This is a genomic window from Paraburkholderia sp. 22098, assembly GCF_052045935.1.
GTDB classification, from domain to species: Bacteria; Pseudomonadota; Gammaproteobacteria; order Burkholderiales; family Burkholderiaceae; genus Paraburkholderia; species Paraburkholderia caledonica.
This window is the reverse complement of sequence record NZ_JBQEPV010000004.1, coordinates 107,103-124,340: the sequence shown is the minus strand read 5'-3', so window position 1 is coordinate 124,340 and position 17,238 is coordinate 107,103. Positions and strand designations below refer to the sequence as shown.

General features: G+C 63.9%; 17 protein-coding genes. 14 read left to right on the top strand and 3 right to left on the bottom strand.

The annotated features are described in order from the left end of the window. Positions 1-8 precede the first annotated feature (8 nt). The 7 genes from ACTJLB_RS09885 (at position 9) to ftsB (ending at position 8,581) form a co-directional block, all read left to right on the top strand. On the top strand, positions 9-542 hold the full coding sequence (locus ACTJLB_RS09885; RefSeq protein WP_440783141.1) for a DUF4131 domain-containing protein: 534 nt from the start codon (positions 9-11) through the stop codon (positions 540-542). Then, positions 539-2,794 (top strand): DNA internalization-related competence protein ComEC/Rec2, encoded by a 2,256-nt coding sequence (locus tag ACTJLB_RS09880; RefSeq protein WP_440783140.1) that lies wholly within the window; start codon positions 539-541, stop codon positions 2,792-2,794. Before ACTJLB_RS09885 ends, ACTJLB_RS09880 begins: the two co-directional genes overlap by 4 nt. A 237-nt stretch (positions 2,795-3,031) precedes the next feature. After that, entirely contained in the window at positions 3,032-3,835 is an 804-nt protein-coding gene (locus ACTJLB_RS09875) for an alpha/beta fold hydrolase (RefSeq protein ID WP_087754024.1), read from the top strand. Between the two features lie 121 nt (positions 3,836-3,956). Next, entirely contained in the window at positions 3,957-5,630 is a 1,674-nt protein-coding gene (locus ACTJLB_RS09870) for a CTP synthase (RefSeq protein WP_020065519.1), read from the top strand. After that, entirely contained in the window at positions 5,627-6,481 is an 855-nt protein-coding gene (kdsA, locus tag ACTJLB_RS09865) for a 3-deoxy-8-phosphooctulonate synthase (protein WP_020065520.1), read from the top strand. The genes ACTJLB_RS09870 and kdsA overlap by 4 nt, the downstream gene beginning before the upstream one ends. A gap of 267 nt (positions 6,482-6,748) precedes the next feature. After that, on the top strand, positions 6,749-8,032 hold the full coding sequence (gene eno / locus ACTJLB_RS09860; RefSeq protein WP_020065521.1) for a phosphopyruvate hydratase: 1,284 nt from the start codon (positions 6,749-6,751) through the stop codon (positions 8,030-8,032). 117 nt (positions 8,033-8,149) lie between these two features. Continuing rightward, positions 8,150-8,581 carry a cell division protein FtsB gene (gene ftsB, locus ACTJLB_RS09855; RefSeq protein ID WP_027775415.1) on the top strand — a complete coding sequence of 144 codons (432 nt, stop codon included), beginning with the start codon at positions 8,150-8,152 and terminating at the stop codon, positions 8,579-8,581. Positions 8,582-8,734: 153 nt separating this feature from the next. Here ftsB and ACTJLB_RS09850 read toward each other — a convergent pair whose 3' ends face one another. The 3 genes from ACTJLB_RS09850 to ACTJLB_RS09840 all read right to left on the bottom strand — a co-directional run bounded on the left by ACTJLB_RS09850 (position 8,735) and on the right by ACTJLB_RS09840 (position 10,880). Further along, positions 8,735-9,118 carry a hypothetical protein gene (locus tag ACTJLB_RS09850; RefSeq protein WP_440783138.1) on the bottom strand — a complete coding sequence of 128 codons (384 nt, stop codon included), beginning with the start codon at positions 9,116-9,118 and terminating at the stop codon, positions 8,735-8,737. Positions 9,119-9,333: 215 nt separating this feature from the next. Beyond that, entirely contained in the window at positions 9,334-10,281 is a 948-nt protein-coding gene (gene hslO / locus ACTJLB_RS09845; RefSeq protein WP_408418837.1) for an Hsp33 family molecular chaperone HslO, read from the bottom strand. Positions 10,282-10,355: 74 nt separating this feature from the next. Next, positions 10,356-10,880 carry a gamma carbonic anhydrase family protein gene (locus ACTJLB_RS09840; protein ID WP_020065525.1) on the bottom strand — a complete coding sequence of 175 codons (525 nt, stop codon included), beginning with the start codon at positions 10,878-10,880 and terminating at the stop codon, positions 10,356-10,358. Between the two features lie 220 nt (positions 10,881-11,100). Between ACTJLB_RS09840 and ACTJLB_RS09835 the strand changes: the two genes are divergently transcribed. The 7 genes from ACTJLB_RS09835 (at position 11,101) to ACTJLB_RS09805 (ending at position 17,215) form a co-directional block, all read left to right on the top strand. After that, the gene (locus ACTJLB_RS09835) at positions 11,101-12,024 is read left to right on the top strand and encodes a ferritin-like domain-containing protein (protein ID WP_440783137.1); all 924 of its coding nucleotides are present in this window, start codon (positions 11,101-11,103) and stop codon (positions 12,022-12,024) included. Between the two features lie 82 nt (positions 12,025-12,106). Beyond that, positions 12,107-12,991 (top strand): alpha/beta fold hydrolase, encoded by an 885-nt coding sequence (locus ACTJLB_RS09830; protein ID WP_204520544.1) that lies wholly within the window; start codon positions 12,107-12,109, stop codon positions 12,989-12,991. Between the two features lie 115 nt (positions 12,992-13,106). After that, positions 13,107-13,937 carry a 3',5'-nucleoside bisphosphate phosphatase gene (locus ACTJLB_RS09825; protein WP_408197159.1) on the top strand — a complete coding sequence of 277 codons (831 nt, stop codon included), beginning with the start codon at positions 13,107-13,109 and terminating at the stop codon, positions 13,935-13,937. Between the two features lie 109 nt (positions 13,938-14,046). Next, entirely contained in the window at positions 14,047-14,682 is a 636-nt protein-coding gene (locus tag ACTJLB_RS09820; RefSeq protein WP_020065529.1) for an L-threonylcarbamoyladenylate synthase, read from the top strand. A 47-nt stretch (positions 14,683-14,729) separates the two neighbouring features. Further along, entirely contained in the window at positions 14,730-15,392 is a 663-nt protein-coding gene (locus ACTJLB_RS09815) for a site-2 protease family protein (RefSeq protein WP_020065530.1), read from the top strand. A 6-nt stretch (positions 15,393-15,398) separates the two neighbouring features. Next, positions 15,399-16,601, top strand: coding sequence for a tryptophan--tRNA ligase (locus tag ACTJLB_RS09810; RefSeq protein WP_027775408.1), 1,203 nt, complete (start codon positions 15,399-15,401; stop codon positions 16,599-16,601). Between the two features lie 17 nt (positions 16,602-16,618). Beyond that, positions 16,619-17,215 (top strand): class I SAM-dependent methyltransferase, encoded by a 597-nt coding sequence (locus ACTJLB_RS09805; RefSeq protein ID WP_440783136.1) that lies wholly within the window; start codon positions 16,619-16,621, stop codon positions 17,213-17,215. Positions 17,216-17,238 lie beyond the last annotated feature (23 nt).

The window sequence follows — 17,238 nt, the reverse complement described above, 5'->3', positions numbered from 1 at the left end:
GAGGGCGCATGCGTGCATGGTGGTGTGGATTCGGGTTGGGCGTCGTCTGGCTTCAGCGGCAAGCGGCGTTGCCCGGTTGGGGCGGTTGGTGTGCGCTGGTGTTGTTCGGCTGCGCGGCGTCGGCCGCCGCAGTGTGGGCGTTGCATGGGGGTTCGCACATCGCGGATCGCGAGCAGAGGGCGCCTTCCAGTTGGACGCTTCGACGTGTGCGCTCATTGGCCGGCTGGGGCGCCCTCTCATGCGCGGCATGGTGCGTTGGCTTCGGCTACGCGGCGTGGCGGGCGGAAGCACGGCTTGCGACGAGCCTGCCGCTTGCGTGGGAAGGCCGCGACATCGAGCTGACCGGCAACATCAAAGGATTGCCCGCGCGCGACGATAAAGGCGTTCGTTTTCTTTTCGACGTGGAGTCGGTCGACGCGCCTGCCGTTGAATCGGCGCCGGGCGAACCGGTCAGGTTTCCGCGCGTCGTCCAACTGTCCTGGATCGCCGACGAAGCGCCGCCGCCGCCGCTTGAGCCCGGTGAACGCTGGCGTCTGCTGTGAGGCTGAAACGGCCACATGGCAATGCGAACTTCGGCGTGCGTGACGCGGAAGCCGGCTTGCTTGCGCGGAACGTGCGGGCCACCGGTTACGTGAGCGCGGCAACGCAGGCCGTGCGGTTGCGCCCGGATGCGCACGGCGTGAGCGTGACGGTGGACCGCTGGCGCGCGGCGCTGCGTGCGCGCATCGACGCGGTGCTGGCGGACTCGCCGCATTGCGGCATCGTCGTCGCGCTGGCGATCGGCGCACAGGACGAAGTCAGCGCCGCCGACTGGCAGTTGATGCGCGCCACCGGCACCAGTCATCTGGTGGCGATCTCGGGATTGCATATCGGCTTTGCCGCGGGTCTCGCGGCATGGCTTTGCGGCGCGTGCTGGCGACGCTCGGGATTGATCGGCCGCAACTGGCCGCTGCACGTTCCCGCGCAGTTCGTCGCGGTGACTGGCGGCGCGTTCTTCGCCGCGTTGCATGCAGCGTTGGCCGGCTTCAACGTGCCCGTGCAGCGCGCGCTGTGGATGGCCGGCGTCGTGGCGCTCGCGTATCTGAGCGGGCGCAATGTACCGCGCTCGGCCGTGCTCGCGTCTGCGCTCGGGCTCGTGTTGCTGATCGATCCGTGGGCGGTTGTCTCGGCGGGATTCTGGTTGTCGTTCTGCGCAGTGGCGGCGATTCTCTTCGCCACGTCGGGGCGGCCTCGCGTGGAGAATCACGAACAGCGCACGCGCGAGACGGACGAACAGGGCGGCGCGCCCGGCCGATTGTTGCGCCTGCGTGCTGCCGCCGCGCGCCGCGTTCAGGCTTTCGGTGAACGGCTGCGCGGCGCCGCGCATGTTCAGCTTGCTGTCACCGTCGCGCTCGCGCCGTTGACCGTCTACTGGTTCGCTCAGATTCCGTTGATCGGGCCGCTCGCGAACTCGTTTGCGATTCCGTGGGTAAGCCTGCTGGTGACGCCTTCGGTGCTGGCAGGTGTCGTGTTGCCCGCTCCGCTCGATGCCTACGCGTTTCGTACGGCGCACGCGTTGCTCGAGCTGATGATTGCCGGATTGCATTGGCTTTCCGGACCCAGGTGGGCGCTGTGGTGGCTGCCGCAGCCGGACGCGTGGACGCCCGCTGCCGCCGCGGCCGGCGTGCTGTGGTGTCTCGCACCGCGCGGCTGGCCGCTGCGCTGGGCGGCGCCGCTCGCGTGGCTGCCGTTACTCGCGCCGGCGCCGTCCGGGCCGCCCCACGGCAGCTTCCGGCTGACCGCGCTGGACGTTGGGCAGGGCACGGCGGTGCTGGTCGAGACGGCGCACCACGTGCTGCTGTTCGACACGGGGCCGGGCCCGGAATCGACCTACGCCGGTGAGCGAGTCGTTGTGCCGTATCTTCAGGCACATGGCGTCAACGTCCTCGACACGCTGATTGTTAGCCACGCGGATTCGGACCACTCGGGAGGCGCGCCGGCCGTGCTGGATGCGATCGAGGTACGTCAGATGGTCGCCGCTCTCGCACCGGCCAATGCGCTATGGGCGAATGCGAGGCAACGGGGCGCGCAGACGTTGCCCTGCGCGGCGGGACAGCGCTGGCAGTGGGACGGCGTCGAATTCTCGATGCTCTGGCCCGACGCCGGGCCGCTACAGGGCAAGCCGAACGCGCATTGCTGTGTGCTGCGGGTGAGCACGTCGCCGGGTGCACTTGCGAGCCCGGGAGAGGGAAGTGCAGAAGCTTCGCTTGCGGAGGGTACGGCAGGTGGCGTGAAGGATGGTGGAGCCGCCAGCGCGGCGGAGCATGCGCCGGGCAGCAGATTGCATCGTGCGCTGAAGAGTACAACGGAAAGCGCGGCGAATCGCCCGTCGGCTGACGCGCCGGACGCGCACGCGCAAGCCGCGAGCCTTGCAGCGCTGCTGACCGCCGACATCGAGGCCCCTGCCGAACGCGTGCTGTTGTCGCGCGATCGCGAGATGCTGCGTGCTCAGGTGCTGGTGGTCCCACACCACGGCAGCAAGACGTCGTCGACTGAGCCGTTCCTCGATTCTATCGACCCGCTCGTCGCGCTATTTCAGGTAGGCTATCGCAACCGGTTTCATCATCCCAGTGCGGGCGTGCTGGCGCGCTATTCGGCGCGGCATATCGAACTTGGACGCAGCGATGCGGATGGCGCGGTGCGCGTCCTGATCGACCCGGATTTCGCCACGCGGCGAGGTGCGCATGCAAGCGATACCGCGCTGACCATCGAGCGTTATCGCGACACACGCCGGCGTTACTGGATGGATCGCTGAACCGATCGCCGGCTGACGCTACGCAAGTGGAAGAGCCGCAAAAGAAGTGCGCTGAAGGCAACTCGTAGAGCGCCGTAGAAGAGAGGCAATGAGCGGGCGGCAAAGCGAAGCCGCTCAATGGGAATCGTACTCAAGCTTCACAGCGGAGCACCGTCACAGTCACACCGCAACATTCAGCACCGCGAGACACCGCCAGGCTTCACCCGCCGCGAATAAACAGAACGGAGATAGCCGCAGTTGAAAAACATCATTCACTTCTCGCACGCAAACGGTTTTCCAGCGTCGATTTACCGGACGATTTTTGCGGAACTCGCCGACGACTACGAAGTGCGGCACATCGAACGCATCGGACACGATCCGCGGTATCCGGTGACTCAGGACTGGCCGCATCTCGTCGAGCAGTTGCTCGATGACATCGGGCGGACCTACGAGCAGCCGGTGTGGCTCGTCGGACATTCGCTCGGAGGCTATGTGTCGCTGATGGCGGCCTTGAAGAAACCGCAGTGGGTGAGGGGCGTCGTGATGCTCGATTCTCCGGTGGTGGCAGGCTGGCGCAGCAGCATTTTGCGCGTGTCGCAATGGACCGGGCTCGACGAGCGGCTTTCGCCCGCAGCGGCCACGCGCAAGCGCCGCACTCACTGGGCAAGCCGCGAAGAGGCATGGCGTCATTTCCATTCGAAGCCAGCGTTCGCGCGTTGGGACGAGCGGATGCTGTCCGACTACATCGAGTTCGGCATTCCGCAGGTTTCGCACGACGGCTCGCGCAGCCTCGCGTTCGATCGCCGTATCGAATATCAGATCTACCGGACCTTGCCGCATACGCTCGGCGCGCGGCTCGCGCGCGGCGCACCGGTGCCGGTCGGATTCATTGCCGGCACCCGGTCGCGAGAAATCCGTCAGGTCGGCTTGCGCGCCACGCGCCGTGCTACCGGCGGCCATGTGGAATGGATCGAGGGCAGCCACCTCTTTCCGATGGAAAAGCCGATCGAAACCGCCCGTGCCGTGCAGCGGATGTTGCGCGAACTGGAGCAGCGCGGCTGACGCTGCGCGCGCCGGTCACCGGTGGTTTGCGCGGCGCGCATGCGTGCCCGGGCCGCTCGCATTTTGCTGGGTTGAGACCCTGCTTTACGGTATAATCCGTTTTTCCCGCGAGCATCCAGCGATGACCAAATATGTTTTCGTCACCGGCGGCGTAGTATCTTCCCTCGGCAAGGGTATTGCCGCCGCTTCCCTCGCCGCGATCCTCGAATCGCGCGGTCTTAAAGTCACCCTTCTCAAGCTCGATCCCTACATCAACGTCGACCCCGGCACGATGAGCCCGTTCCAACACGGTGAAGTGTTCGTGACGGAAGACGGAGCGGAGACCGACCTCGACCTCGGCCACTACGAGCGCTTCATCAGCACGAAGATGCGCAAGGCCAATAACTTCACCACGGGCCAGATCTACGAATCGGTAATCCGCAAGGAACGCCGCGGCGATTATCTCGGCAAGACGGTGCAGGTTATTCCGCACATCACGAATGAAATCCAGGCGTTCATCGAGCGTGGCGCGGCGTCGGCCACCTGCGGCGAGCCGGACGTCGCTATCGTCGAAGTGGGCGGCACGGTAGGCGACATCGAATCGCTGCCGTTCCTCGAAGCCGCGCGTCAAATGAGCCTGCGCATGGGCCGCAACAGCGCGTGCTTCGTGCACCTCACGCTGGTGCCTTGGGTCGCCACGGCCGGCGAACTGAAAACCAAGCCCACGCAGCACAGCGTGCAGAAGCTGCGCGAAATCGGTATTTCGCCGCACGTGCTGCTGTGCCGCGCCGACCGCCGCATTCCGGACGACGAGCGCGCGAAAATTTCCATGTTCTCCAACGTCCCGGAAGACGCCGTGATCTCGGTGTGGGACGCGGACAGCATCTACAAGATTCCGCAGATGCTGCACGATCAGGGTCTCGACGCGATCATCTGCGAAGAGTTGAAGCTCACGCCGAAGCCCGCCGATCTGTCCATGTGGGCGGACCTGGTTGAGAAGCTGCAGAACCCGGAACACGAGGTCACCATCGGCATGGTCGGCAAATATGTCGATCTGACCGAATCGTACAAGTCGCTGATCGAAGCACTGCGCCACGCGTCCATGCATACGGCGACGCGCGTGAACATCGAGTACATCGATTCTGAAGAGATCGAGACGCAGGGCGTCGAAAGTCTCAAGCATCTCGACGCGGTGCTCGTGCCTGGCGGCTTCGGCCGTCGCGGTACCGAAGGCAAGATCGCGGCGATCCGCTATGCACGGGAAGCGAAGGTGCCGTATCTCGGCATCTGCCTCGGCATGCAACTGGCCGTGATCGAGTTTGCGCGCGACGTGGTCGGGCTGAAGAACGCGAACAGCACCGAGTTCGATCAGGAAACCGAAAACCGCGTGGTCGCGCTGATCACCGAGTGGTACGACCGCGAAGGCCGCGTCGAAAAGCGCACTGAAGAATCGGATCTCGGCGGCACCATGCGCCTCGGTTCACAGCGTTGCCCGATCAAGCCCGGCACCATGGCCGAAGAGATCTACGGCAAGGACGTGAACGAGCGTCACCGTCACCGTTATGAAGTCAATAACCGTTTCGTGCCCCAACTCGAAGCCGGCGGTCTTATCATCAGCGCCCGTACTCCGAGCGAAGATCTGCCGGAAATGATGGAACTGCCGCGCAGCATGCACCCGTGGTTCGTCGGCGTGCAGTTTCACCCGGAATTCACGTCCACACCGCGTGACGGCCATCCGCTTTTCAAGTCGTTCGTCGAGGCTGCGCTCGCGCGTCAGCAGTCGCGCGTCACGAACGAAGTCGGGGAGAAAGCATGAAACTGGGCGATTTCGAAATCGGGCTCGACAAGCCGTTTTTCCTGATCGCGGGCACCTGTGTCGTTGAATCGGAGCAAATGACGATCGACACGGCGGGCCGGCTGAAGGAAATCTGCGCGAAGCTGAACATTCCGTTCATCTACAAATCGTCGTACGACAAAGCCAACCGCAGTAGTGGCAAATCGTTTCGCGGTCTGGGCATGGACGAGGGGCTGCGCATCCTGTCGGAAGTGAAGCGTCAGCTCGGCCTGCCGGTGCTGACCGACGTTCACGCGGAGCACGAGATCGAACAGGTCGCCTCAGTGGTCGATGTTCTGCAAACGCCGGCTTTCCTGTGCCGTCAAACCGACTTTATTCACGCGTGCGCACGGTCGGGCAAACCGGTCAATATCAAGAAGGGCCAGTTTCTCGCGCCGCACGACATGAAAAACGTGATCGACAAGGCTCGCGACGCGGCACGCGAGGCTGGTCTGTCGGAAGACCGCTTCATGGCGTGCGAGCGCGGCGTGTCGTTCGGCTATAACAACCTCGTGTCCGACATGCGTTCGCTTGCCATCATGCGTGAAACGAATGCGCCGGTTGTTTTCGACGCCACGCATTCGGTGCAGTTGCCAGGCGGGCAGGGCACGAGCTCGGGCGGGCAGCGTGAATTCGTGCCGGTGCTCGCGCGTGCCGCGGTCGCGGTCGGCGTCGCGGGTCTTTTCATGGAGACGCACCCGAATCCGGCGCAGGCCAAATCGGACGGTCCGAACGCGGTGCCGCTCAACCGCATGGCCGATCTGCTCGAGACGCTTGTCACGCTCGATCAGGCCGTCAAGCGCGCGCCGTTCCTCGAAAGCGATTTCAACTGATTCAGTCGTTCGCCGCATGCTGGCTCGCGTGTTGAGCCGCCCATTCAAGTGGGAGTGCGTGGCGAACGTGCACAATGGTGGTCGAACGTATCGTCGCGTAGCTTGTCTGTCGGGAGGCCATGCTCCGCATGGACCGGAACGAGCGCTGAAGGCCAGCTCCGCATTCGTGTGCTCTGTAGACGGGGTGAGCGCTAAACCGCTAACTCCGATCGACCTGCGAGATACAGTGTCACAGTAAAGAATTTATCGTCATTTCTTGAGGAAACCATGAGTGCTATCGTAGATATCATCGGTCGAGAGATTCTCGATTCGCGAGGCAACCCCACCGTCGAATGCGACGTGCTGCTCGAGTCGGGCACCATGGGCCGCGCCGCAGTGCCGTCGGGCGCATCCACCGGTTCGCGGGAAGCGATCGAGTTGCGCGACGGCGAAACTGGCCGCTACGGCGGCAAGGGTGTGCTGAAGGCAGTCGAACACATCAACACCGAAATCTCCGAAGCGATCATGGGCCTCGACGCTTCCGAGCAGGCTTTCCTCGACAAGACCCTTCTCGAACTCGACGGCACGGATAACAAGTCGCGCCTCGGCGCGAACGCGATGCTGGCCGTGTCCATGGCCGTCGCGAAGGCCGCCGCCGAAGAAGCCGGCCTGCCGCTCTACCGTTACTTCGGCGGCTCGGGCGCGATGCAATTGCCGGTGCCGATGATGAACATCGTCAACGGCGGCGCGCACGCGAACAATAGCCTGGACATCCAGGAATTCATGATCGTGCCGGTCAGCCAGCCGACCTTCCGCGAAGCACTGCGCTGCGGCGCTGAAGTGTTCCACGCGCTGAAGAAGATTCTGTCGGACCGCGGCATGAGCACGGCGGTGGGCGACGAAGGCGGCTTCGCGCCGAACTTCGGCAGCAACGACGAATGCCTGTCGACCATCCTGCAAGCGATCGAAAAAGCCGGCTATCGTGCCGGTGAAGACGTGCTGCTCGCGCTCGACTGCGCGGCCAGCGAGTTCTACCACGACGGCAAGTACCAGTTGGCGGGCGAAGGCCTGCAACTGTCGTCGGCGGAATTCACCGACTACCTCGCTACGCTCGCTGACAAGTTCCCGATCGTCTCGATCGAAGACGGTATGCACGAAAGCGACTGGGAAGGCTGGAAGCTCCTGACCGACAAGCTCGGCAAGAAAATCCAGCTGGTTGGCGACGACCTGTTCGTGACCAACACGCGCATCCTGAAAGAAGGCATCGAGAAAGGCATCGCGAACTCGATCCTCATCAAGATCAACCAGATCGGCACGCTGACGGAAACCTTCGCCGCGATCGAGATGGCGAAGCGGGCTGGCTACACGGCTGTGATCTCGCATCGTTCGGGCGAAACGGAAGATTCGACGATTGCGGACATCGCCGTGGGCCTGAACGCCGGCCAGATCAAGACGGGTTCGCTGTCGCGTTCGGACCGCATCTCGAAATACAACCAGTTGCTGCGCATCGAGGAAGACCTCGGTGATATCGCCAGCTATCCGGGCAAGTCGGCGTTCTACAATCTGCGCTAATTCGTTGTGATTGGACTGTTTCTAGCGCTGACCGATGAGCCGGTTTTTCTTCGTGTCTGATTGACCTCGCCGCCCTGCGTTTAGCGCAGGGCGGCGCGTATTTATTGTGCTTACTTCATGCGGCTCGTCACTGCTGTACTGATCGTTCTGCTGGCGTTGATCCAGTATCCGCTTTGGTGGGGCCATGGCGGCTGGTTGCGCGTGCACGAACTGCAGCAGCAGCTCGCGCAGCAGATGCAAAAGAATACCGACGCGAAACTGCGTAACGAGCGGATTCAGGGCGAGGTGCAGGACTTGCAGAACGGCACCGCTGCCGTCGAAGAACGCGCCCGCTACGAAATGGGCATGGTCAAAGACGGCGAAGTGTTCGTGCAATTCGTTTCGCCGAATGCACCTTTGCCGACGGCCAACGCGCCTTCGGCTTCCACCTCGACTCGCGGCGAAGTGTCGTCGGCACCGTTGCATGTCGTGCCGAATCCGGAGTCGCGCGCTAAGCCAGAGCGCAAGCACGGCGGCAAGCCAGCGAAAGACAAAAAGCCCGCGCACTGAGCGCTGACGGCGCTTAGTTGGGAAGGCGAAAAAAAGGCGCGGTGTCGATTGACCCGCGCCTTTTTTACATCAATGAGCATTTAACAGTCGAAACCGGCGGCCGGAATGCTTTGATCGCCGGCGCTTCCAGCGCTACTTAGCGTGCTCTGTTGATCACCAGCCCCAAGGGCCGTAGCCGATGCCCACGCCGGTGCCCCAGCCATGCCCCCATCCACCGCCGTAGTAGCTACCGTAAACGCTCACCGGCACTGGCGGACTGTAATAGCGCGACCACGCCTGCGCGGCGTTTTCGGCAGCGATTGCCTGGTTTTGCTCGGCCATGACCTGCTGATCGATTGCGTTGTAACGCTCGCGCTCAGCGGGCGTGAGCGGTTGCGCGGTGCTGGCCACGCCCGACTGGTCGGCGGGCAGCCGGCTGTAAATGGGCGAGGGCCCCGGCGGGTCCATCATGCAACCGGCTAACGCAGTGACGCCCGCCAGCGCCGTCAAGGTGGCGAGCGTGCGCGCGGGACGTAGCAGCGAGAAAGAAATGCTCATGTTCGGTCTCGATCAGTCGGATACCTAAGTAAAACATGTACAGCCAGATCTACAGCGGCACCAAGCAGTGCAGCCCCACAATGTCAAAGATACTCCGCCGCCTGTGCCTGTAAAACCGCCCCGGGCGGGGCGCGCATTCAATGGCAATGAAAAGCGTGCTCAGTTCAACCGGGACGCCGCCGCGAGCGCGCAAAGCGCTCGCCTGGCCAGCCGCTTCAGTGCCGTTGCCCGGCAGCCGGCGTCACACCTTGTGAGAGTGCGTTCACGAGAAAAAGTTGCGCCACGTCGACCGGGTCGAACTCGTACCGCTGGTTGCAGAACTCACAATGAATTTCGACGTGGCCGCGCTCTTCGAGCACGCCGTCCACCTCTTCCCGGCCGAGCATTTTCAGCATCGAGCCGACTTTTTCGCGCGAGCAGGTGCACTCGAAACGCGCGGCGGCGGGCTCGAAATGCTGAACGTTTTCCTGCCAGAAGAGCCGCCGGAACACCGTTTCCGGTTCTTCCTTCAGCAGCTCGTCTTGCGAGAGCGTGCCGCCCAACGTGCAGACGCGCTCCCAGGTGTCCGCGTCCAGTTCGCCCGGATGCGGGACGATGCCGCCGTCGCCTGGCAGCTTTTGCAGCAGCATGCCGACCGCACGCTCGGAATTCGCCGCGAGCCACAGGCGCGTGTCGAGCTGCTCGGAGTGATGCATGTAGTGCTCGAGCACTTCGGCCATAGAATTGAGCGGACCGTCGACGCCCGACAGCGGCACGATGCTCTGATACGGCTGCTGGCCAGGCTTCTTGTCGCGCGGGTCGAGCGTGATCACGCAGCGACCGTGGCCGCTTGCGTTGAGCAGCTCCACCAGCGAGGCGCTGTCGCCGATCGTGCCTTCGTCGCCGGAAAGCTTGGCGGTGGCGCGCATCGACAGATCCGAGCTGCATTGAACCACCAGCATCTTGGCCGGGCCGTCGCCGAAAATCTGCATGATCAGCGTCCCGTCGAACTTCAGATTCGCCGACAGCAGCGCGCACGCAGCCATCATCTCGCCGAGAATGGTCCGCACCGGCGCCGGGTACTCGCGGCGCGTCAGCACTTCCTGCCACGTATTGCGCAGCGAAACGATTTCGCCGCGCACCGGCGCCGCGCTGAACATGAATTTTTGCAACTGGTCGCTCACAACTTTTCCTCAGTCGAATGGCGCGCCACGACGATATGCCGTGCCGGCGCCGTGCGCGCTGCGCGCCCGGCCGGTCAGCCGATGCGTACGAGCTGCGCCTTGAAATACTCGCGGCGCTCGGCATAGCTTGCCGCGCCGCGCTGCATGTTGGCGATATCCGTCTCGGACAATTCGCGCACCACCTTGGCGGGCGCGCCGAGAATCAGCGAATTATCGGGAAATACCTTGCCTTCGGTCACGATGGCGCCCGCTCCGACCAGACAGTTGCGGCCGATTACCGCTCCATTCAAGACCACCGCCTGAATTCCGATCAGCGAGCCTTCCTTGATCGTGCAGCCGTGCAACATCACCTGGTGGCCGATCGTGACGTTCGGCTCGATTGTCAGCGGAAAGCCGGGGTCGGTATGCAGGACCGCGTTTTCCTGAACGTTGCTGCCCGCGCCCAACGTGATCGGCTCGTTGTCGCCGCGTAGCGTTGCGCCGAACCAGACGCTCGAATTTTCCGCGAGCGTTACATTGCCGATGATGGTCGCGGAGTCCGCGACGAATACGCTTTCGTGGATGGTCGGTGCGGCGTCGCCAAGCTTGTAAATGGTCACGTTGTCTCCTCGTGGATCGGTCGCCGGACGCCGGCGGCGAAAAGGGGCGGCGCCCATGCGTGGCTGGTGGCTCTTCGTCGTTGCGGCTGGCGCTCGCGATTGTCGAATCGAGTATTGTAAACGGTTGTGTGGTTGTCACGCTTACGCCTCGCGAGGCCGTTCCGCGCTGGCTGAATCACGTCTTCGTCGCCATTCCCATTTCTTCACCGATTCACATCTGATGATTTCCTCCGTCCCGCCAGCTTCCTTTGCGCCGCCCAGTTCGGTGGACGAGCGCGCGCCCGGCTCGATCAGCCTGCCGCTGTGTGCGCGCAGCGCCGCGCTCGCCGCGCTGCGCGAAGCCGATCCGGTCACCAAGGCGGCCGCGGCGCGCGCGTTGTATGCAGCGGTGATCGACGGCAGCGCGCCATGCCCTGCGGAACTCGAACTGGACGAACCGCCCGAACTTCCGGGCCGGCCGGTCCGGCCTGAACTTGTCGAGCCGCGCAAGCTCGGGCGGCGCAGCATGCAATCGCCGCAAGGGCGAGCGGTGCTGTTGCACGCGCTCGCGCACATCGAATTCAACGCGATCAACCTGGCGCTCGACGCCGTCTGGCGCTTCGCCGGCATGCCCGCCGCTTTCTACACAGACTGGCTCAAGGTCGCAGCCGAAGAGGCGTATCACTTCTCGCTGCTCACGGCGCGGCTCGCCGAGTACGGCCATGCCTATGGCGACTTTCCCGCGCACGACGGCCTTTGGGACATGTGCGAGCGCACCCGTGGCGACGTGCTCGCGCGCATGGCGCTGGTTCCTCGCACGCTCGAAGCCCGTGGGCTCGACGCCTCGCCGCCTATCCGCGCGCGCTTGCAGCAGGCGGGCGATCACGCGTCGGCGTCGATCCTGGACGTGATACTGCGCGACGAAATTGGTCATGTGCTGATCGGCAACCGGTGGTTTCGTTATCTCTGCGACAAGAGCGGTCTCGATCCGCACGCCACTTACACGCGCCTCGCCCAGCAGTATCACGCGCCGAAATTGCGCGGCCCGTTCAATTTCGAGGCGCGCCGCGACGCGGGTTTCGACGACACCGAGCTCGCCGACCTGGCCGCATTGGCGGGCATCGACGCAGGCGGCGCGCAGACCGATCAGGGAACCCCGGACTGAGGTTTGTCTCGACCCGGGCTCAGGTCCGCCGTACGGTTATCTCGTTATAATCGAACGATCATTCTTTTTCGTGTGACCGATCATGAACACTTCCCGCTCCGAGTTCGTCGCCGTGCGAGGCGTCCGTCTGCATGTGCGGCGTTGGGGCAACCCCGACGCGCCGGCGCTATTCATGCTGCACGGCTGGATGGACGTGGCGGCGTCATTTCAGTTCGTCGTCGATGCAATGGGCGGCGACTGGCAGGTCATTGCGCCGGACATGCGCGGCTTCGGCCTGTCGGACTGGCCGGTGGCGCAAAGCGGCGGCGGTCACTACTGGTTCCACGATTACCTTGCCGATCTCGACGCATTGCTCGATCACTATGCGCCGACCGGCCAGGTCAATCTGGTCGGGCATAGCCTCGGCGCGAATATCGTCTGCCTGTACGCAGGCGTGCGGCCGGAGCGGGTGCGTCGCGTGGTCGACCTCGAGGGCTTTGGACTTGCGCCGTCGCATGCGGCGCAGGCGCCGAAACGTCTGCAAAACTGGCTCGACGAGTTGCGCGATCCGCCGCAGCTCAAGCGCTATGCGTCGCTCGACGAAGTAGCCGGCCGCCTCGTCAAGACCAATCCGCGTCTGGCCGCCGCGCGTGCGCAGTTTCTTGCAAAGCATTGGTCGAAGCCCGACGGTGAAGGGCGTTTCATGCTGCTTGCCGACCCGGCGCACAAGCTGCGCGGCCCGACGCTGTACCGGCTCGACGAGGTCATGGCCGTCTGGCGCAAGGTGAGCGCTAAAGTACTGCACGTCGAAGCCGCCCATTCGCCGACGCTCGCCGCGATTGCCGGCGAAATTCCGCTTGATGAATTCAAGGCGCGCTTCCAGGCGTTTCCGGACTGGCGCGAAAAGATCATCGACGAGGCGGGGCACATGGTGCATCACGACCAGCCGGAGCAGGTGGCGGCGCTGATCGAGGGATTCTGCGCGTAGCGCGCAAGCAAACCGGGGCGCGCGGCAAGTCAGCGGAAAGCGGCGACGAGAGATTGCCCTGCGTCCACTTACTGCGTTGCAGTAAAATGGACTGCAGAACCTTCTCCAGACGATGATGAACGCCGACCTCCACTGTCACTCCACCGTTTCCGACGGCCAGTTTGCGCCGGCCGATGTCGCGCGCCGTGCGCATGCGGGGGGCGTGACCTTGTGGGCGCTGACCGATCACGACGAACTCGCCGGCCAGCGCGAAGCGCGTGAAGCCGCCGTGGAACTCGGCATGAGCTATGTCAGCGGCGTGGAAATTTCGGTGACCTGGGCGGCGCGTACGGTGCACATCGTCGGGCTCGGCATCGATCCCACGAGTTCCGTGCTGATCGACGGCCTCGCTCGCACACGCAACGGGCGGGCCGCCCGAGCGGAAGCCATCGGCGAGCAACTGGCCACGCTCGGCATTCCCGACGCTTACCAGGGCGCGCTCAAATACGTGTCGAACCCCGACATGATCTCGCGCACGCATTTCGCGCGCTTCATGGTCGAGAGCGGCTACGCCAGTTCCACGCAAGACGTGTTCAACCGCTATCTCGGCGACGGCAAGCCCGGCTATGTATCGCACCGCTGGGCGAAGCTCGCGGACGCGGTCGGTTGGATCAAGGCCGCGGGCGGCGAGGCGATCATCGCGCATCCGGGCCGTTACGCGTACTCGCCGGTCGAATTCGACGCGTTTTTCGCCGAATTCATCGACTTGGGCGGCAAGGCGATCGAGGTCGTGACGGGCAGCCACACGCCCGATCAGTACCGCGAATACGCCGACGTGGCCCGCCGCTTCGGCTTCGAGGCGTCGCGAGGTTCGGACTTCCACGCGCCCGGTGAGGGCCGCGTCGAACTCGGCACGTTGCCGCCGCTTCCTTCCGATCTCAAACCCGTCTGGGAACGCTGGCTGTGAACGCGCGCCGTGCCCATGCGGCACGTCGCGTGCGGGAGCCGGCCGTCTGCGCGCGCGTCCCGCCGATTCGCCATAATTTGCCGTCGATCCTCAGCCATCGTTAGCCGCCATGTCCCAATACTTTCGGCTTCATCCAGACAATCCGCAGCCGCGCCTCGTCAAACAGGCGGTGCAAATCATCAACGACGGCGGCGTCGTCGCGTTGCCGACCGATTCCAGTTACGCGCTTGCCTGTCATCTCGACGACAAGGACGCGGTTGAACGCCTGCGCCGGATTCGCGGGCTGGATGAAAAGCAGTTGCTCTCGCTCCTCGTGCGCGATCTGTCGGAACTGGCGAACTTCGCGATGGTGGACAACCGCCAATACCGGCTGATCAAATCGGTGACGCCGGGGCCCTACGTTTTCGTGCTGCAGGCGACCAAGGAAGTGCCGCGGCGCCTGTCGCATCCGTCGCGCAAGACGATCGGCCTGCGCGTACCGGACCATGCGATCACGCTCGCGATTCTCGGAGAGCTCGGCCAGCCGCTGCTCGGCTCCACGCTGATAATGCCGGGGGAATCCGCGCCGCTGAACGATCCCGAGGAAATCCGCGAGCGGCTGGAAAAGCAACTGGATCTCGTGATCGACGGCGGCGCCTGCGTGTGCGAGCCGTCCACGGTGATCGATCTGACCGGCGCCGAGCCGGTGCTGGTACGGGCAGGGCGCGGTTCTCTCGCGCCATTCGGTCTCGAAGAGACGGCATGAGCGAAAGCGGACAGACGCACGCAATCGCATTGTTACAATAGCGAGTTATGGATTCTTCCCTGATACAAACCATCGCGGTCTACGCGTTGCCGGTGATTTTCGCGATCACGCTGCACGAGGCCGCGCATGGGTACGTCGCGCGATGGCTCGGCGACAACACGGCCTATGTGCTCGGCCGTGTTTCCATCAATCCGATGCGGCACATCGATCCGCTCGGCACGATTGCGATTCCGTTGCTGCTTTACTTCGCGACGAGCGGCGCGTTCATGTTCGGCTACGCGAAGCCGGTACCCGTTGCGTTCGGCAACCTGCGCAATCCGCGCTGGGGGAGCCTCTGGGTCGCCGCTGCCGGTCCCGCGTGCAACTTCGTGCAGGCGCTCATCTGGGGCCTCTTCGGCGTAGCGCTCGCGGTGATGGCCGTCGACGAACCGTTTTTCACGCGCATGGCGGGCGCCGGCGTCGGCGTCAATCTCGTGCTCGGTGTGCTCAACCTGTTTCCGCTGCCGCCGCTCGACGGCGGTCGCGTGCTGATGGCGTTATTGCCGCCGCGCCAGGCCATCACGTTGTCGCGACTCGAGCCGTATGGCTTTTTCATCGTCATGGCGCTGGTCATGACGGGCACGCTGACGCGATACTGGCTCGGCCCGCTCGTTACCCTCGGTTATAGCGCGATCACCGCAATCCTGACTCCACTTGTTTCGCTTTTCTAAATAACCATGTTCCCAGACCGTATCTTCTCCGGCATGCGGCCCACCGGGTCGCTGCACCTCGGCCACTATCACGGCGTGCTGAAAAACTGGGTGCGGCTGCAGTCCGAGTACCCGTGCTTCTTCTGTGTGGTCGACTGGCACGCGCTGACGACTCACTACGAAACGCCCGAGGTGATCGAAAAGAACGTGTGGGACGTACTGATCGACTGGCTCGCTTCGGGCATCGATCCGGCGCAGGCCACGCTGTTCATCCAGAGCAAGGTGCCGGAGCATGCAGAGCTTGCGCTGCTGCTCGGCATGAGCACGCCGCTCGGTTGGCTCGAACGCGTGCCGACCTACAAGGAGCAGCAGGAAAAGCTGAAGGACAAGGATTTGTCCACGTACGGCTTCCTCGGCTATCCGGTGTTGATGGCGGCCGACATTCTGCTGTATCGCGGCTCGCTCGTGCCGGTGGGCGAAGATCAGGTGCCGCACGTCGAAATGACGCGCGAAATCGCGCGTCGTTTCAATTACCTGTACGGCCGTGAACCGGGCTTCGAAGAGAAGGCCAACGAAGCTGCGAAGAAGCTCGGCGGCAAGCGCGCGAAGCTCTATCACGAACTGCGCAACGCGTATCAGCAGGACGGCGACGACGAAGCGCTCGAACAGGCGCGCGCGATGTTGCAGGAATCGCAGAGCCTGTCGATGAACGACCGCGAGCGTCTGTTCGGCTACCTGGAAGGTTCGCGCAAGATCATCCTGGTCGAGCCGCAGGCCATGCTGACCGAAGCGTCGCGTATGCCTGGCCTCGACGGTCAGAAGATGTCGAAATCGTACGGCAACACGATCGGTCTGCGCGAAGATGCCGAGACCATCACGAAGAAGGTGCGCACCATGCCGACCGATCCGGCTCGCGTGCGCCGCACCGATCCGGGCGATCCGGACAAGTGCCCGGTGTGGCAACTGCATCAGGTCTATACCGACGAAGCCACGCACGAGTGGGTTCAGAAAGGTTGCCGCTCGGCGGGCATTGGCTGTCTCGAATGCAAGCAGCCGGTGATCGAAGGCATCCTGCGCGAACAGCAGCCGATGCTCGAACGCGCGCAGAAGTACATGGACGATCCGTCGCTGCTGCGCGCGATCGTCGCCGACGGCTGTGACAAGGCCCGCCGCTTCGCCACGGAAACGATGCGCGACGTGCGCGAGGCCATGGGCCTGTCGTACAACTGAACGACTGCGCCAAAGCGATGAGCACGACCGCTGTCTTGCATGGATTGGGCGAGCCGTCGCGCTGGGTGCGTCAGTGGGCGCATCTGGTCGCGGCGCACGGTGCGGTGCTCGACGTCGCTTCTGGCGCGGGACGGCACGCGCGCTTTTTTGCGTCGCTCGGCTATCCGGTGACTGCAATCGACCGCGACGCGGCCGCGCTGAACGCGCTGGCCGACGAGCCGCTCGTCACGACGGTCATGGCCGACATCGAAAACGCGCCTTGGCCTTTGGCAGCGGACGCACAGTTCGCCGCAGTGGTTGTCACTAACTATCTGCACCGGCCGCTTTTTCCCCAGTTGATTCGCTCACTCGCGCCCGGCGGCGTACTGGTTTACGAGACGTTCGCGCAAGGAAACGAAAGGGTGGGCAAGCCCTCTAATCCGGCGTTCCTGCTCGCGCCTGGCGAGCTGCTCGACGTGGTGCGCGCCCGGTTGCGAGTGGTGGCCTTTCAGGACGGTTTTGTCGCGCAGCCACGCCCGGCTTACGTCCAGCGCATCTGCGCAATTCTGGAGGCGGATTGCTCAGACGACTCCGCACAGGCGGCGCCCCCGCCTTGTTACGAGTTGCCCGGCTAATCCGCTACAATCGCGGTTTACCT

Bases quoted from the DNA above. Each gene is read 5' to 3' on its own strand.
- ACTJLB_RS09830 (WP_204520544.1), top strand. From the start codon at position 12,107: ATGAACACTTCCCGCTCCGAGTTCGTCGCCGTGCGAGGCGTCCGTCTG.
- ACTJLB_RS09835 (WP_440783137.1), top strand. From the start codon at position 11,101: ATGATTTCCTCCGTCCCGCCAGCTTCCTTTGCGCCGCCCAGTTCGGTG.
- ACTJLB_RS09805 (WP_440783136.1), top strand. From the start codon at position 16,619: ATGAGCACGACCGCTGTCTTGCATGGATTGGGCGAGCCGTCGCGCTGG.
- ACTJLB_RS09870 (WP_020065519.1), top strand. From the start codon at position 3,957: ATGACCAAATATGTTTTCGTCACCGGCGGCGTAGTATCTTCCCTCGGC.
- ACTJLB_RS09815 (WP_020065530.1), top strand. From the start codon at position 14,730: ATGGATTCTTCCCTGATACAAACCATCGCGGTCTACGCGTTGCCGGTG.
- eno (WP_020065521.1), top strand. From the start codon at position 6,749: ATGAGTGCTATCGTAGATATCATCGGTCGAGAGATTCTCGATTCGCGA.
- ACTJLB_RS09810 (WP_027775408.1), top strand. From the start codon at position 15,399: ATGTTCCCAGACCGTATCTTCTCCGGCATGCGGCCCACCGGGTCGCTG.
- ACTJLB_RS09825 (WP_408197159.1), top strand. From the start codon at position 13,107: ATGAACGCCGACCTCCACTGTCACTCCACCGTTTCCGACGGCCAGTTT.
- ACTJLB_RS09885 (WP_440783141.1), top strand. From the start codon at position 9: ATGCGTGCATGGTGGTGTGGATTCGGGTTGGGCGTCGTCTGGCTTCAG.
- kdsA (WP_020065520.1), top strand. From the start codon at position 5,627: ATGAAACTGGGCGATTTCGAAATCGGGCTCGACAAGCCGTTTTTCCTG.
- ACTJLB_RS09850 (WP_440783138.1), bottom strand. From the start codon at position 9,118: ATGAGCATTTCTTTCTCGCTGCTACGTCCCGCGCGCACGCTCGCCACC.
- ACTJLB_RS09820 (WP_020065529.1), top strand. From the start codon at position 14,047: ATGTCCCAATACTTTCGGCTTCATCCAGACAATCCGCAGCCGCGCCTC.
- ftsB (WP_027775415.1), top strand. From the start codon at position 8,150: ATGCGGCTCGTCACTGCTGTACTGATCGTTCTGCTGGCGTTGATCCAG.